General features: G+C 71.2%; 14 protein-coding genes and 1 rRNA gene. 5 read left to right on the forward strand and 10 right to left on the reverse strand.

The window, feature by feature from the left end; all coding sequences use genetic code 11:
• Positions 1-161 precede the first annotated feature (161 nt).
• Positions 162-278: ribosomal RNA gene (rrf, locus tag AB0E77_RS04925) — 5S ribosomal RNA — on the forward strand.
• 58 nt (positions 279-336) lie between these two features.
• On the opposite strand, the gene AB0E77_RS04930 is transcribed toward rrf, so the two are convergent.
• Together AB0E77_RS04930 and AB0E77_RS04935 are read right to left on the reverse strand one after the other, a co-directional pair.
• Positions 337-996 carry a response regulator transcription factor gene (locus AB0E77_RS04930; protein ID WP_361565636.1) on the reverse strand — a complete coding sequence of 220 codons (660 nt, stop codon included), beginning with the start codon at positions 994-996 and terminating at the stop codon, positions 337-339.
• Positions 993-2,243 (reverse strand): sensor histidine kinase, encoded by a 1,251-nt coding sequence (locus AB0E77_RS04935; RefSeq protein WP_361565639.1) that lies wholly within the window; start codon positions 2,241-2,243, stop codon positions 993-995. The genes AB0E77_RS04930 and AB0E77_RS04935 overlap by 4 nt, the downstream gene beginning before the upstream one ends.
• A gap of 94 nt (positions 2,244-2,337) precedes the next feature.
• Here AB0E77_RS04935 and AB0E77_RS04940 point away from each other — a divergent pair, with 94 nt between their 5' ends.
• The gene (locus AB0E77_RS04940; protein ID WP_361565641.1) at positions 2,338-2,898 is read left to right on the forward strand and encodes a GNAT family N-acetyltransferase; all 561 of its coding nucleotides are present in this window, start codon (positions 2,338-2,340) and stop codon (positions 2,896-2,898) included.
• 26 nt (positions 2,899-2,924) lie between these two features.
• On the opposite strand, the gene AB0E77_RS04945 is transcribed toward AB0E77_RS04940, so the two are convergent.
• From AB0E77_RS04945 to AB0E77_RS04970, 6 genes are all read right to left on the reverse strand, one after another.
• Complete coding sequence (locus AB0E77_RS04945) at positions 2,925-4,508, reverse strand: TraM recognition domain-containing protein (RefSeq protein ID WP_361565644.1); 1,584 nt, start codon at positions 4,506-4,508, stop codon at positions 2,925-2,927.
• An 18-nt stretch (positions 4,509-4,526) separates the two neighbouring features.
• Complete coding sequence (locus AB0E77_RS04950; RefSeq protein ID WP_361565647.1) at positions 4,527-5,939, reverse strand: ATP-binding protein; 1,413 nt, start codon at positions 5,937-5,939, stop codon at positions 4,527-4,529.
• Between the two features lie 12 nt (positions 5,940-5,951).
• Positions 5,952-7,511, reverse strand: a complete 1,560-nt coding sequence (locus tag AB0E77_RS04955) for an SCO6880 family protein (protein ID WP_361565649.1) — start codon at positions 7,509-7,511, stop codon at positions 5,952-5,954.
• Positions 7,508-8,857 carry a hypothetical protein gene (locus AB0E77_RS04960; protein ID WP_361565652.1) on the reverse strand — a complete coding sequence of 450 codons (1,350 nt, stop codon included), beginning with the start codon at positions 8,855-8,857 and terminating at the stop codon, positions 7,508-7,510. Before AB0E77_RS04960 ends, AB0E77_RS04955 begins: the two co-directional genes overlap by 4 nt.
• Positions 8,847-9,656 carry a hypothetical protein gene (locus AB0E77_RS04965; protein WP_361565655.1) on the reverse strand — a complete coding sequence of 270 codons (810 nt, stop codon included), beginning with the start codon at positions 9,654-9,656 and terminating at the stop codon, positions 8,847-8,849. The genes AB0E77_RS04960 and AB0E77_RS04965 overlap by 11 nt, the downstream gene beginning before the upstream one ends.
• Positions 9,657-9,861: 205 nt before the next feature.
• A complete protein-coding gene (locus AB0E77_RS04970) occupies positions 9,862-10,170 on the reverse strand; it encodes a hypothetical protein (protein ID WP_019526682.1) in 309 nt (102 codons plus the stop codon).
• A gap of 342 nt (positions 10,171-10,512) precedes the next feature.
• Here AB0E77_RS04970 and AB0E77_RS04975 point away from each other — a divergent pair, with 342 nt between their 5' ends.
• Positions 10,513-11,532, forward strand: a complete 1,020-nt coding sequence (locus AB0E77_RS04975; RefSeq protein ID WP_361565657.1) for a bifunctional lytic transglycosylase/C40 family peptidase — start codon at positions 10,513-10,515, stop codon at positions 11,530-11,532.
• Positions 11,533-11,757: 225 nt separating this feature from the next.
• Positions 11,758-12,465 carry a phosphatase PAP2 family protein gene (locus tag AB0E77_RS04980; RefSeq protein ID WP_361565659.1) on the forward strand — a complete coding sequence of 236 codons (708 nt, stop codon included), beginning with the start codon at positions 11,758-11,760 and terminating at the stop codon, positions 12,463-12,465.
• 12 nt (positions 12,466-12,477) lie between these two features.
• Here AB0E77_RS04980 and AB0E77_RS04985 read toward each other — a convergent pair whose 3' ends face one another.
• Positions 12,478-14,052 (reverse strand): FAD-binding oxidoreductase, encoded by a 1,575-nt coding sequence (locus tag AB0E77_RS04985; RefSeq protein WP_361565662.1) that lies wholly within the window; start codon positions 14,050-14,052, stop codon positions 12,478-12,480.
• 445 nt (positions 14,053-14,497) lie between these two features.
• On the reverse strand, positions 14,498-14,668 hold the full coding sequence (locus AB0E77_RS04990) for a hypothetical protein (protein WP_361566707.1): 171 nt from the start codon (positions 14,666-14,668) through the stop codon (positions 14,498-14,500).
• Between the two features lie 88 nt (positions 14,669-14,756).
• On the opposite strand from AB0E77_RS04990, the gene AB0E77_RS04995 reads away from it, so the two are divergent.
• Positions 14,757-15,632 (forward strand): hypothetical protein, encoded by an 876-nt coding sequence (locus tag AB0E77_RS04995; protein WP_361565665.1) that lies wholly within the window; start codon positions 14,757-14,759, stop codon positions 15,630-15,632.
• Positions 15,633-15,676: the final 44 nt, after the last annotated feature.

Below are 15,676 nucleotides of genomic sequence, written 5' to 3' on the forward strand. Positions count from 1 at the left end.
GTTGATAGGCCGGATCTGGAAGCACCGTGAGGTGTGGAGGTGACCGGTACTAATAGGCCGAGGGCTTGTCCTCAGTTGCTCGCGTCCACTGTGTTGGTTCTGAAACCACGAACAACCCCATGTCTGTGTCAGGCGTGGTGCGGTTGACAGTTTCATAGTGTTTCGGTGGTCATAGCGTTAGGGAAACGCCCGGTTACATTCCGAACCCGGAAGCTAAGCCTTTCAGCGCCGATGGTACTGCAGGGGGGACCCTGTGGGAGAGTAGGACGCCGCCGAACAATTATTCCGGGAAACCCCGCACCTTACGGTGCGGGGTTTTCTGCGTTTCCCGCTCTTTCAGCCCACCAGTTTTGTGTCGTACGCCAGGATCACCGCCTGGACGCGGTCCCGTGAACCCGTCTTGGCGAGGATGCGGCCCACATGGGTCTTCACCGTGGATTCGGCGAGGTGGAGGCGTTCCGCTATCTCCGTGTTGGTCCAGCCCTGGCCCATGACGCGGAGGATCTCGGTCTCGCGGTCGGTGAGGGAGGCGAGACGGGGGTCCGGGGTGCCGGGCGCCTGCCTGGCGGCCGGGAGGTGGTGGACGTACGCGTCGAGGAGACGGCGGGTCAGGCTCGGGGCGACCACCGCGTCGCCCGTGGCCACCGCGCGGATGCCGGAGAGGAGCTCCTCCGGCTGGGCGTCCTTCACCAGGAAGCCGGAGGCGCCGGCGCGCAGGCCGGCGTAGGCGTATTCGTCGAGGTCGAAGGTGGTGAGGATGAGGACCCGGGTGCGGTGGCCGGCGGCGATGATGCGGCGGGTCGCCTCGATGCCGTCCAGGCCGGGCATGCGGACGTCCATGAGGACGACGTCGGGGCGGAGTTCGGCCGTCATACGGACGGCCTCGGCGCCGTTCACGGCCTCGCCCGCCACCGTCATGTCGTCCTGGCTCTCCAGGAGCATCCGGAAGCCGAAACGCTGGAGGGGCTGGTCGTCGGCGATCAGGACGGTGGTCACTGCGGGCTTTCCTCCGGTAGGTGCAGGTGAACGCGCCAACCCCGGTCGGGGCTCGGGCGCGGGCCGGCCTCAAGTGTCCCTCCGTACAGGGACGTTCGCTCCCGCATGCCCGGCAGGCCCCGGCCGTCGGAGAGCGCGGGGGCCGGGCCGCCGCGGCCGGTGTCGGTGACCGTGAGGGTGACGGCGCCGCCCGCCCCGTAGGAGAGGTCGATCTGGGCGGTGGCGTCGGGGCCGGCGTGCTTGAGTGTGTTGGTGAGGGCTTCCTGGATGACGCGGTAGAGGGCGAGTTGGCGGCCCGGGGCGAGTACGGTGTCGCCCCTGATGGCCGTGCGGACGGGCAGGCCGGCCTTGCGGACGCCGTCGACGAGCCGGTCGAGGTCGGTGAGTGCGGGTTGCGGGGCGAGTTCGGCCTGCTCCTTCTCCTCCTCGCGCAGCACGTCGAGCAGGCGCCGCAGTTCGCCCAGGGCCTGGCGGCTGGTGGTGCCGATGGCGTCGAGGGCCTGGGCGGCGCGCTCCGGGGACTTCGCGGCGGCGTACCGGCCGCCGTCGGCGAGGCCCGTGATGACGGAGAGGTTGTGGCCGATGATGTCGTGCATCTCGCGGGCTATGCGGGCCCGTTCGGCGTTGGCGGCGAGCCGGACCTGCTGGTCGCGTTCGATTTCCAGGCGACGGGCGCGGTCCTCGAGGACCTCCGTGTAGTTGCGCCGGGTGCGGACCGTGACGGCGATGAGCGCCGCGATCCCCATGGCCAGCAGTTGCGAGCCGAGCTGCTGGTTCCACGGGCCCGGCTCCTCCCCGTAGCGGGCCAGCGTGACGCACGTCGGGACGGTCATCAGGGGCGCCGCCCACCACAGGTTCCGCAGGGGCAGGCGCAGCGTGATGTGGAAGAGGAGGACCAGCTGGAGCAGGGAGACCTGAAGGGCGGCGCCCGTCCAGGCGTTCAGCGCGGCGACCGGCGCCATGGTGAGGAGGACGGTGCCGGGGTGGCTGCGGCGCCAGAGCAGGGGGACGGTGAGACCGAGGCTCATGGCGAGGACGAGTCCGCCGGGGACGCCGGGATTCTGGGCGACGTTGCGCCAGCCGCCGCCGGCGTAGTCGATCAGGGCGGCCGTCACCCAGAAGCCGGTGAAGTGGAGGTCCCACACGAGGGGACGGCGGCGGTCGAAGGCGCGCACCCGCCGGTTGACGCGCTGTACGTACTCGGTGAGGGGCTCGGCCGCTCGCTCTTCCACCACGGGCTGCTCCATACGACCATGGTCGGGCCTGCCGGGGCGGCGGACGTCCGTCCCGGGACCGTATATGAGATGAGGGGTGTAGTACCGGGGTACTACGGTGGCCCGTATGAGTGCCTCGGTCCCCGGTGACTACGTGATCCGGTCCATACGTGCCGACGAGTGGCCCGCCGTGAAGGAGCTGCGGCTGCGCGCGCTGCAGGATCCCGTCGCGCATCTCGCCTTCATGGAGACCTACGACGACGCCGTGGCCCGGCCCGATTCCTTCTGGCAGGAGCGGGCGGCCGGGTCCGCCGAGGGCGTGTCCAGGGCCCAGCAGATCGTCGCCGAGGGCCCGGACGGGCTGTGGCTCGGCACGCTGACGGTGCTGATGGAGGAGGCCGGGACGACGGACTGGGCCGGGCTGCCCGTGGACCGGAGGCAGGGGCACGTCGTCGGGGTGTTCGTGCGGCCCGAGTGGCGGGGGAGCGGGCTGACCAAGGCCCTGTTCGACGCCGGGCTGGAGTGGGCGTGGGCCGCCGGGGCGGAGCGGGTGCGGCTGATCGTGCACGAGGACAACGCACGCGCTCAGGGCTTCTATCGCAAGGCCGGGTTCGCGCCGAGCGGCCGCACCGTGCCGCTTGCGGCCAAGCCCGGCGAGGTGGAGCTGGAGTTCGTCGTCGAGCGCTGACGCCCCGCTCCCCTCCCACACCGCTGTTACACCGGCAGCTCGTCGTGCGGCCAGCGGGCGCGGCCCTGTTCGCGGGAGCGGAGCAGGGCCAGGGCGTGCATGCCCCGGTCCGCGCCGGTGGCGAGCAGCTCGGGGAGCTGGGGGAGCGGGGCCACGGCGGCGACGTCGTCCAGGACGAGGGTCAGTGGTGGGTCGAGGCGACCGGAGGATGACCGTTCGGCCATGCGCCGGCCGCGCTCGACCACGCTGGAGACGAGCGCCGTCAGCAGCGGCATCGCGCCCGGGCTCGTCCGGGGGTCCTCGATGGATTCCCCCACCACGTAAAGGGTGCCCTGTTCGTGGACGAAGGAATCCAAGGTGAGGGCATCAGTTCGGTTGGGAGTGCATGCCTCCCGGATGTTGATCATGGAGAGGGCGGCCAGCGCGCGGCTGGTCAGCTGCTGGGCCATGTCCCGGCGTTCGGGGTGGGCGGTGAGCGCCGCCTCGAGTTCGCCCGCGGCGCCGGGGGCGGCCTTGGGGCTGGTGCGGAGGATCCGTACGGCGTCCTGGATCTGGCTGCCCTGGGCCCAGCGGTGGACGTGGCGGACGGTGCGGCCGTCGACGGCGGCGGCGTGGAGGTAGCTGCGCAGCAGCGTGGTGGCGGTGTCGCTGACGGCCTGGTCGAGGCGGGCGGTGGGCCGGACCGGGGTGAGGAGCGCGGTCGCCCGGACGACGGCCGTCGGCTTGTCCTCGCAGCCCGCGATCGGGGACCAGTGGAGGCGGGCCGGGGTGTCGCACAGGTGGGTGGGGTCGTAGAGCAGGACGGGCCCGAGCTTGGCGCGGGCGTCCTTGGTGTCCTGCCACAGGGCGGGGTTCGACGTGACGACGAGGGCGGGGCCCGCCGCGTCGCTCACGGCCTGCGTCGCCGTGGAGCGGCGGCTCTCGCGCGTGCCCAGCAGGATCTTCTCCCGTCCGCCGCGGCTGCCGCCCAGCCGGGTGGCCGCGGACGCCTCCTCCGTCGCCGCACGGTCCTCGGACTCGGCGGCGGCCGGCGCGGGCTCCGGGGCGGTCCTCGGGGTCGGCACCTCGTGGCGGGGCGCGGCAGCCGGGTCCGGGTCCGGGTCCGAAGGTGCCTGTGCCGCCGGGGGCGGCGGGGACCAGGCCGGCTGCGTCTGCGTCTGTTGCGCCTGTGTGGGCGGCTGGGCCTGTGCCGTCGCGGGCGGGGGCGGGGTCTGACCCGCCGGTGACCGCGCGGCCCGGCGCTGGAGCCGTACCGCCTTCCAACGGGCCAGCGTGCCCATCACGAACACCGCCAGGACGACCAGCACCATCAGCTGACCGATGAACAGCCCCCAGAACAGCCCGTACCCGGACAGCTCCGCCGCGGGGGCGTCCGGCCAGGCGCCGGTGATGTCATGGGGCTCGGCGATCAGATGCCGCATCGCCAGGGGCGTACCGGCGAAGGTGATGCCGGCGGGCCAGGAGCCGTGCGCGAACAGGCCGGCGAGGCCCGTCGCCGTCCACACCAGCACGGTCATGCCGAGGAGGAAAGCCAGTATGCCGACCAGCAGGCCGTCCGGAATGCCGCCCTGCTGTCCCGGCCGCTGGTCGTGGCGGTCGTCCGGTCTCATGCGTCTCTCCCGCCCCGCCTACGCCACCGTCGATTCGGACGAGTCGCCGATGTGCTGTTCCATGAAGGCCGCCGCCCGCTCCTCCGCCTCCAGCTCGGCGGCGCGCAGCGCGTCGTCCGTGAGGTCGGCGGAGGACTCGGTCATCGCGCGGTCCGTGAAGACCAGGGGGCGTTCCGTCTCGGTCACCAGGTGTTTGACGACCTGGACATTGCCGTTGACGTCCCACACCGCGATGCCCGGAGTGAGCGACGGAATGATCTCCACCGCCCACCGGGGCAGGCCCAGCACCCGGCCGGTCGCCCGGGCCTCGTCGGCCTTCTGGGCGTAGATCGTCCGGGTCGACGCCATCTTCAGGATGGCCGCGGCCTCCCGCGCCGCCGCCCCGTCCACGACGTCCGACAGATGGTGGACCACCGCCACGAACGACAGACCCAGCCGGCGCCCGAACTTCAGCAGCCGCTGGAACAGCTGCGCCACGAACGGGCTGTTGATGATGTGCCAGGCCTCCTCGACCAGGAAGATGCGCTTCTTCCGGTCGGGCCGGATCCAGGTGTGCTCCAGCCACACGCCCACGATGGCCATGAGGATCGGCATCGCGATGGAGTTGCGGTCGATGTGGGACAGGTCGAAGACGATGAGCGGCGCGTCGAGGTCGATGCCGACGGTCGTCGGGCCGTCGAACATGCCGCGCAGGTCACCGTCGACGAGCCGGTCCAGGACCAGCGCCACGTCCAGGCCCCAGGCCCGTACGTCGTCTATGTCCACGTTCATCGCCTCGGCCGACTCCGGCTCGGGGTGGCGGAGCTGCTCGACGATGTCGGTGAGGACGGGCTGGCGCTCGACGATGGTCTCGTTGACGTAGGCGTGCGCGACCTTGAGGGCGAAGCCGGAGCGCTCGTCCAGGCCGTGGCCCATCGCGACCTCGATGATCGTGCGCAGCAGGGCCAGCTGGCCCGTCGTGGTGATCGCCGGGTCGAGGGGATTGAGCCGGATGCCGTGGTCCAGGGCGGCCATCGGGTCGAGGCGGATGGGAGTTATCCCCAGCTCCTGCGCGATGAGGTTCCACTCGCCGACGCCGTCCTCGCCCTGGGCGTCCAGGACGACGACCTGGCGGTCCTTGAAACGGAGCTGGCGCAGGACGTACGTCTTCTCCAGCGCCGACTTGCCGTTTCCGGACTCCCCGAGCACCAGCCAGTGCGGGGCGGGGAGCTGCTGGCCGTACAGCTGGAAGGGGTCGTAGATGTAGCCCTTGCCGGAGTAGACCTCGCGGCCGATGATCACGCCGGAGTCGCCGAGGCCGGGGGCGGCGGTGGGCAGGTAGACCGCCTGGGCCTGGCCCGTGGAGGTGCGGACCGGGAGGCGGGTCGTCTCGACCTTCCCGAACAGGAAGGACGTGAAGGCGTCGGTGAGGACGGACAGCGGGTCCCGCATCAGGCTCAGCCCCTACCTTCGGATGCCGGTGGCGAACGGAAGAGTGTTCACGAAGGCGCGGTGGTGCTCACGGTCGCACCACTCCAGTTTCAGGTACGACTTTCCGGCCGAGGCCCTTATCGTCCGCTTGTCGCGGGCGAGCGCCTCGGGCGAACGGGAGGAGACGGTGATGTAGCCGACCAGGTTGACGCCGGCCGCGCCGCTGGCGAGATCCTCGCCGCGCTGGTCGAGACGGCTGTGGGCGGCGATGTCGCGCGGGTCGACGGTGCGGTTCATCTTGGCGGCGCGGGAGGCCTCGGCCTCGTCGTTCGTCTTCTCGGTCAGCATGCGCTCGATGGCGACCTCGGTGGGCTCGAGGTCCATCGTGACGGCGACCGTGCGGATGACGTCCGGGGTGTGGACGAGCAGCGGGGCGAGGAAGTTCACGCCGACCGGGGTCATCGGCCACTCCTTCACCCAGGCCGTGGCGTGGCACCAGGGGGCGCGGGTGGAGGACTCGCGGGTCTTGGCCTGGAGGAAGGTGGGCTCCATGGCGTCCAGCTCGGCCGGCCAGGCGTTGCGCTTGGTCATCGCCTGGATGTGGTCGATCGGGTGGTCCGGGTCGTACATGGAGTGGATGAGGGAGGCGAGCCGGCCCTGCCCGAGGGGCTGGCGGACGCGGATGTCGGCCTCCTGGAGGCGCGAGCAGATGTCGGTCAGCTCGCGGGCCATGACGACGGCGAGCCCGGCGTCGCGGTCGACCTTGCGCCCGTTCTGCGGCCGGGCCGCGCGTGCCATGGTGTGGGCCTCGGCGGCCAGTTCGCGCGTGTAGTGCATGCAGGCGATGAGATAGGCGCGGTGCTGCTCGCTGCTGGTGGACACCATGGACTGCAACTGGTCGTACGACCGCTGCAGCCACGGCAGCGCCTTGTCGTCGCCGCGCACGGCGACGTCCTTGGCGTGCGCGTCCGGGTCGGCCGGGAGGGTGCGGGCGAGCATCTGGATGCGGGTGACGAAGCCGTCGCCGTTGGCCACGTGCTTGAGCAGGGTGCCGAAGCGGTCGACGAGGGCCTCCTGGTCCTCGGAGTCGCGCAGGCCGACGCCGGGGCCCTCGATCTCGATCGCGGCCGTCACCGTCTTGCGGTCGGCGTGCAGCAGTACGGCGATCTCGTCCGGCCCGAAAGGCGCGGCCAGCCAGGTGATACGGCCGATGCCGGGCGGCGGCCCGACCTCGACCTCCCGGCCGTCGAGCCGGGTACCGGCCTCGATGGCGCCGGAACGGTACGTCGTGCCGCTGCGCAGGGTCCGCTTGTAGCTGCGGTTGATCTCGAACCACTTGTAGAACGTGCGGTGCTTGTACGGCACGTAGACCGCCGCCAGCGCGAGCATCGGGAAGCCCATGAGGAGCACGATGCGCAGGGTCAGGACGGGGACGAGGAGTCCGCACATCATGCCGAGGAACGCGCCCGCGATGATCAGCGCGATCTCGCCGGTCTCGCGGTTGCGTCCGACGATCGCGTTCGGCCGGGCGCGGCCGATCAGATACGTACGGCGGGGCGTGACCGGATGGGACATGTGGGACTCGGTCGTCAACGCCCGTCACCTCCTGAGCTGTTGCTGGTGCCGCTGTTGCGGGTGTTGCTGGCATGGGGCGTGTTCACCGGGCTGCCGGAGCGCGGTGCGGGTGCGGCGGAGGGGACATTTCCGCCGCCGCCGTTCGAGGGGCGCGAACTGTGCGCGGCGACCCCGCCGGATGCGGGATTGGCCGGGCGGGACGCGGAGGAGGAGCTCGACTGGCTCCCGCCTCCGCCGTCGCCGTTGTGACGGGTGCTGTGGGTCCTGATGCCCTGGGCGACGAGGTTGGCCGGGGAGCTGATGACGGCCGCGGCCTTGCCCTCGGCGCCCTGCATGATGCGGTTGTTGCGGGAGCCGGCGATCTCGTCGCCGAAGCCGGGGACGAAGCGGTAGATCATCGCGGACGCGAAGATGGCGAGCAGGATGATCGCGAGGCCGGAGACGACGGCGGAGAAGGCGTCGGGGCCGTCGTCGGCGGAGAGCGCGCCGGCCAGCCCGAGGACGATGACGATGACGGGCTTGACCAGGATCACGGCGATCATGATCCCGGCCCAGCGGCGGACGTGGCCCCACAGGTTCTTGTCGACCAGCCCGGCGTAGACGACGGTGCCGAGCAGGGCGCCGACGTAGAGCAGGGCGGCGCGGATGACGAGCTCGAGCCAGAGGACGCCGGCGGCGAGGATGGAGACCAGGGAGACGACGATCAGCATGATCGGGCCGCCGCCGATGCCCTCGCCCTTCTCCAGGGCGCCGGAGAAGGTGCCGAAGAAGGTGTCGGTCTGGTTGCCGGTGGTCTTGGCGAGGACGTCGCTGACGCCGTCGGCGGCGGAGACGACCGTGTAGAGGATCAGCGGTGTGAAGGCCGACGCCAGGACGGTGAGCCAGAGGAACCCGATGGCCTCGGAGAACGCGGTGGTGAAGGGGACGCCGCGCACGGCACGCTTCGCGACGGCGAGCAGCCAGAGGAGCAGCGTGAGGATCGTCGACGCGGCGAAGACGACGGCGTACTGCTGGAGGAACTTCTGGTTGGTGAAGTCGACGTTGGCGGTGTCCTGCACGGCGGCACTGAGCCGGTCGATCGTCCAGGACGCGGCGTCGGCGCATCCCTTGGCGAGGGAGGAGAGGGGGTCGAGGGTGGAGGTGAGCCCGGGGGCGTCTCCTCCGGAACCGCCGGTGGAGCCGCCACCGGATTCACCGCGTTCGCAGTAGTCCTTGGCGGGGCCGTGGATCAGATCGCAGGGGTCGTCACTCGGAGTCGGTGAAGGAGTGGGGGCGGCGAAGGCGCGGGTGGCGAGGAGCATCGCTGCCGCCTGTACGGCCGCGACGGCACCGGTCGCTTTGAGTACGCGGTGGTTAGCGGGCATACGTGAACCCTCCGTACTCCTGGACGGCCTTGGCCATCTCGTCGGCGCTCGATGCCTTGTCATCGCCGGGAATCGGCGCTGGACCGTCCTTCTGGGAGTGCGTCACGATCTTCCAGTCACCGTTGGTCCACTCCAGCTTGGTCGTGATGGTGAACCAGCTGCTGGTGACCGGGGCGGTGGAGTTCTGGCCCGCGAGTCCGAGGAGGCCGCTGCACCAGACTTCGACAGTGGCGGTGTCGGGCGAGTTCTCCGTGACCTTGGTGCCGAGCGGGCTCGTGCGTGACACGAAGGTGTAGCCCTTCGGTGTCGAACCGTCCTCGTTCAGTCCGACGTTCTTGTTGAACGCCGGACTGTACGCCTTGTCCAGAGAAGCCTGGAAGCCCGCGACTCTCGAGGGGACGATGAGCGCTTGCAGAATCGCGTCGCGCTTGGCCTTGTTGAACATGTTCGCCGAGCCCAGTGCCACCGCGTAGTTCGCCGCCGCGCTCTGTGCCCCCTGCTCGTCATGGGCGAAGCCCGACTGGACCGGCTGGGTGCCCGACGGGGCCGTTGCCGATGTCTTCGGCTTGTCGGTGGCGTCGTCCGGGGATGCGGAATCGTCTCCTCCACGGTTCGCGAAGGCGATCGCGGCGATCAGCAGGACGACCACGCCGACCACGGTGATCAGGCTGCGCGAGGACGAGCGGCCGCCGCGGCGCGCGCCCCCGAACGCGTCGCCGCCGTTGTCGGGCAGCCGCGTCCGCGTCTGGCCCGTGCCGCCGTAACCGCCGGAGGACTGGTGGTCGTCTCCGAGACTCATGCCGCGTACGCCCCCTCGACGTCGTGCGGGAACACCTCGTACACCATGCCGTAGAAGTATGACGGTAGCGGTGTTGGCACCCGCTCGTACGCGGTGTGGTGACTGGACATCAGGGAAACGCAACCTCAGCCGGTGGGCACGACGGGCGGGTGGGATGGAGGGGGAACCGGGCGCGCCCGGCGGGACCGGTGGACCGCGCGCCCGCCTACACGGCCATGCCGTACACGATGGTGAACAGGGTGCCGAGTGAGCCGATGATGAACACGCCCGTCAGCCCGGCGATGATGAGGCCCTTGCCCTGTTCCGCGCTGAAGGTGTCCCGGAGAGCCGTGGCGCCGATGCGCTGTTTGGCGGCGCCCCAGATGGCGATGCCGAGGCAGAGCAGGATGGCCACGGCCATCACCACCTCGATCATCACCTTCGCCTCGTTGCCCAGGCTGCCGAAGGGGCCCCAGTCCGGAGCGATCCCTCCGATGATGGTGTTGATGTCTCCCTCGTCGGCCGCAAAGAGCATGTAAGTCACCGCCCCTGTTGGGTAGTTCCGCGCCCCCTGCGTTCGTGCAGAGGTCAGGCCTCATTGTCGCCGACGACGGCGCCGTCGTATGTCGACTTGGCGTCATCGATTGGCGGGTTTCGTACGAATAGCTTGCCACCGGTCCCCGTCGTTCCCTCGGAGGGCGGCGCGGACCGGTATGCAAAGATTCGTATCGTCACTCTGTGTATCACGGTAGGTTACGCCGGGCAATGACGCTGGTGCGCAACCTGTCGTGTGGCCGCGTCGTTAAGCCCTTCCGCTGACTGGCGGGTCGGTCGGCCTGGACGACATGGCCGGGAAACGGCACTGAACGGTGGCCCCGTGGGGGATGGTTGGGGCATGCGCAAGATGTGGGTCGGTGCCGGGGTCGCCGTCGCCCTGGGAATGGGCTTCGTGATGCTGCTCGTCGTCGGTGTCTACGTGGTCGCCGGGAACCTGGCCGGCGGTGCGGCCGGCGGGGCCAAGAGGCTCGCCAAGGGCAGCGTGCCCGCGGCGTACCAGGCGCTCGTGCAGAAGTGGGGCAATCTCTGTCCCGCCATCAACCCCGCGCTGCTCGCGGCCCAGTTGTATCAGGAGAGCGGGTTCAACCCGAAGGCACAGAGCGCGGCGGCGGCGCAGGGGATAGCGCAGTTCATCCCCGGGACGTGGGCCACCCACGGCATCGACGGGGACGGGGACGGGGACCGGGACGTGTGGGACCCGGCGGACGCCATTCCGTCGGCCGCGTCGTACGACTGCTCCCTCGCCTCGTACGTCAAGGACGTGCCCGGCGATCCGACGGAGAACATGCTGGCCTCCTACAACGCGGGGGCCTATGCGGTGATCAAGTACCAGGGTGTCCCGCCGTACAAGGAGACGCGGAACTACGTCAAGGTGATCACGACGCTGGAGAAAAGCTTCGCCGCGCCCACGACGCGGGTGGATCCCTCCGAGCAGGCCGCCGGGGCCATCGCGTACGCGCAGAAGAAGCTCGGGACGCCCTATCTGTGGGGTGGGAACGGGACCGCCGAGCAAGGAGGGCGGTTCGACTGTTCGGGGCTGACCAAGGCCGCGTACGAGAGTGTCGGGATCAAGCTGCCCCGCGTCGCCAACGACCAGTACAACGCGGGGGCGCACCCCGCCCGGGACGAGCTGCTGCCGGGGGACCTGGTGTTCTTCTCCGACGATCTGGCCGATTCCCGTGCCATCCGGCACGTGGGGATCTACGTCGGCGGCGGGTACATGATCGATGCGCCGCGGTCGGGGGCCGTGATCCGCTTCGACCCGGTCGACACACCCGACTACTTCGGGGCCACCCGGGTGACCGAAGATGGCGCGAAAGCATTGCCCACCACGGTGTGAACCGAACGTGAACCCATCCCCTGAGCTGCGACGACGTATCTCTCTTCGATAACGTCTGCGTGATCATTCGGTGGAGTGTGGAACGTATCAACGGGGGCCGTGCGTTCCTGTTGTCGTGTAGGTGTGCGGCAGCACGTGGAGCGCCGGCGGATCTACGACCACGGGGGTGGCAGGAGAGGCGTGCGCAGGGTGCGCCGCCGGACATGACGAAGGGGCCGCTGCAACATGGCTGGACTCGCCGAATCCGGGTCGAACCCCGACGTCGAGCTGCTCTACGACATCAACGGACTGGCCAAGGACGCGCCGCACTGGTTCGACCGGGTCATGGAGTTCGTGGGCGAGTACGGGCTGCTGTTCGCGATCGTGCTGCTGGTGCTGTGGTGCTGGTGGGGTGTGCGCAAGCGCGGCGGCGCGGACGCGGCCTCGTCCGTGGCCGCTCTGGTGTGGGCGCCGCTGGCGGCCGGTATCGCCGTCCTCGTCAACGTGCCGATACGGGGTTTCGTGGAGCGTCCCCGGCCGTTCAAGGACCATGACGGGCTGGAAGTGCTCGTCTCCGGCAAGGACGACTACTCCTTCGTCAGCGACCACGCGACGCTCGTCATGGCCCTGGCCGTCGCCCTGTTCGTCGCCAACCGGAAGTTCGGGATCGCCGCGATCGTGCTGGCCCTCTTCGGCGGCTTCGCCCGGGTCTACATGGGCGTGCACTACCCGACCGACGTCATCGGCGGCTTCGCCCTCGGCACGGCCGTCGCGCTGCTGCTCTCCCCGGTCGCCATGGCCCTGCTGACGCCGCTGGCCAAGGCCGTCGAGCGGTCGCCGCGGGCGGGCCGGCTGATCAGCGCGCGGGGGCGGGCCGACGAGGGGCAGGGTCCCGTGATCCCGGGCGCCCGGCGGGAGAACGCCGGGTCCGAGGAGCGGGACCTCGCCGCGTAGGACCGTCCGGGGCTACAGCGCCTGGGGGAAGGTGAAGACGCGGTCCGGGTCGTACTGGCGCTTGAGTTTCGCCAGGCGCGGGGCCGCGTCTCCGTAGTAGGCCCGCCGCCAGTCCTTGAGCGCCGGGTCCGCGTAGTTCTGGTACGCGGCGCCCGAGGCGTACGGGCGCATGGCACCGTACGCGGACGCCAGCCATGTCTGGGCCGCCGCGCCGCTCGTGCCGGGGCGCCAGGCGGCGAGGTACTGGGCCAGCATCCGGGAGCGGCGGTGCACGAACGCCGTGGCCGTCGGCGCGACGCGGTTCACCGCCCCGCCGAGTGCGGTGAACACGATGCTGCCGGTGCCGCCGCGCACCGAGCGGACCTGGGCCAGCAGGGCCCGGATGCCGGCGGGTGACAGGGAACGGTCGTAGAAGTCCGAGCGTGCCGCGTACGTCTCGCGTTTCAGCGCGCCCTGCGGGGAGCGGCCGGGTGTGGAGCCGGGGAGGTGGCAGCGGGCGTCCGTGGCGAACGACGAGCAGCCGGCGTACAGCTCCATGGACGCCTCGTACGACCGCCGTTTGAGGAAGACGCTGCTCGCCGAGGCGCCGATGCGGGCGGCGAGGCGGTCGACCGCGTTCTGCAGTTCGCCGTAGGTGCCGAGGGAGAAGGCGGCGACGGACACGGTCGGGTTGCCGTGGGGCCCCGACTCGAGGTGCAGGGACGACCAGATCTCGTCGGGCTGGGCCGGTCCCCACTCCTGCCAGGCGCGGACGACCGCGGCGGCCTTCGCCCAGGGCCAGGTCAGATACGCGGTTACGGCCTGGGGTGCGGGGTGGGTGCGGAAGCGGAGCTCCGTGACGATGCCGAAGTTGCCGTTGCCGGCGCCGCGGAGAGCCCAGAACAGGTCTTTGTGGGCGCTGGCGTTGGCGGTGATCTGCTTGCCGTCCGCGGTGATCAGGGTGGCCTGGGTGAGGCTGTCGCAGGTCAGGCCGTAGGCGCGGGAGACGACGCCGTGGCCGCCGCCGAGGGTGAGGCCGGAGATGCCGACGGTGGGGCAGGAGCCGGCGGGGATCGTCACGCCCTTGGCGGCCAGGGCGCGGTAGACGTCGATGAGTTTGGCGCCGGCGCCGATGGTGGCCTGGTTGCTGCTCGCGCGGATGCGGTCGAGTCGTGACACGTCGATGATCAGGCGGTTGTCGCCGGAGGACCAACCGGCGTAGGAGTGGCCGCCGTTGCGGACCGCTACGGGGACGCGGTGGGCGCGGGCGTAGGAGAGGGCGGTGCGGATGTCGTCGGGGTGGGATGGGTAGGCGACGGCGGCGGGGCGGAGGGTGTCGAAGCGGGTGTTGTAGAGCTGGTGGGCTGTGGGCCAGGGGCGGTCGCCGGGGCGGAGGAGGGGGCCGTCGAGGGACTTGGCCAGGGCGGTCCAGGTGGCGGGGGCGGGGGCGGGGGCGCGTCTGGTGGCGGTGGTGGCGGTGGTGGTTGCGGGGTTCTTGTTGGCGTCGGAGGGGGTGTCAGGGGGTGTTGCTGTACAGGCCGTTGTGGTGGTGAGGGGGAGGGTGAGGGTGGCGGCTGCGGTGCCGGTCAGGAAGGTGCGCCGGTTCATGTGCGTCTCCGGGTCCCGTGGGGGGTTCTTGGAGGGAGACGGGGTGGTGGGGGTGGGGGTTCCACGGGTGGGCCGGGCGGGTGTGTCGCGTGGCCCGGCGCGAGTGAGGTGCCCGGCGTGGGTCCGGGGCGGGTGGGTGTTCGCGGCCCGGCGTTGCGGGGTGCCGCTGCGCCCACCCGTGCCGCCCCAGCGGCACGATTGCCCGCAGCTAAGTCGTGGGGTGGGAATCACGCGGCCCGCCCCAGCGGCACGACTGCCCGCAGGTAAGACGTGGGGTGGGGTTCACGCGGCCCGCCCCAGCGGCACGACTGCCCGCAGGTATGGCGTGGGGGTGGGTTCACGTGGCCCGCCCCAGCGGCACGACTGCCCGCAGGTAAGGCGTGGGGGTGGGGTTCACGCGGCCCGCCTCAGCGGCACGAGTGCCCGCAGCTCACGGCTGCCGCAGTCAGGAAGCGCGGTGGGACTCCGCGTCCGTGCGGGCCTGGCTTCTGGCTCTGCGGGCCGGGCCGCGCCAGCCGCAGGTGCAGTGGGCGACGCAGAAGGCGCCCTGTTCGACCGTGGTCGTGAGGTGGTCCGGTATGTCCCGGGGAGCTTCGGGTGCGTCCTGCTGAGCCACGGCCACCACGTTACCGGCGTCGCCCACCCGTCGTTAACCGGGACGGCAGGGGGTCCGGGACGGGCCGTGTCGGCTGGGGTAGGTGGCGATGGGCGGGCGGGAGAGGGAGCGGCGGGGCAGGAGGGCGGGGACGGTCTCCGTCGTCGGGGCCGTGGTCGGCGCGGGGCTGGCCGCGTCCGGGTGCTCCGGGCAGGGGGCCGCCGTGCAGGACGACCGGTCCGGGGACTCGGTCCGCGTGCTGCACCGGGCCGCGGACCGTCTGGTGGCCGCCGGCAGCTCCAAGGCCCGCACCGCCATGGAGATGGCCAGCGGCGGGACCCGGGTGACCATCCGCGGCGAGGGTGTGTACGACTTCCGCGAGCGGCTCGGCAGGCTGAAGGTGCGGCTGCCGCAGGACCCCGCGGGCGCGAGCGGGCACCGGCCGATCACCGAGCTGCTGACGCCCGGGGCCCTGTTCATGAAGAACCGGGGCGCCGGCGTGCCCGACGACAAGTGGGTGCGGGTGGCGACCGCCACGCTCTCCGACGGAAACCTGGTGACCGGCGGCGCGACGGACCCGTTCGCCGCCGCAGAGGTGCTGCGCGGCACGCGGTCGGCGACGTACGTGGGGCGCACCGAGGTCGCGGGGACCGAGGTGCGGCACTACCGGGGGACCGCCGATCTCGCCCGGGCGGCGCGGGCCGCCTCCGACGGCAACCGGCACGCGCTGGCCGCCGCGGCCGAGGGCTTCGCCACCACCGACGTGCCCTTCGACGCCTACCTCGACGACGCGGGCCGCATCCGCAAGGTCCGGCACCGGTTCAGCTTCGCCAACGGGCGGAGCGAGGGCACCGTGGCCGTCGCCTCGACGACCCTGCTCTACGACTTCGGCGCCGCCGTGCGCGTACGGCTGCCCGACGAGGACGACATCTACGCCGGGAAGATCGCCGAGGGGGCGGGGACAGGCGTGGGCGGCAAGAACTAGCCCTTCCGTGCCATGCGCGGTGCGTAGGCCGCTCCCTACTCTAG

The organism is Streptomyces sp. NPDC032940, from assembly GCF_040636935.1.
Lineage (GTDB): Bacteria > Actinomycetota > Actinomycetes > Streptomycetales > Streptomycetaceae > Streptomyces.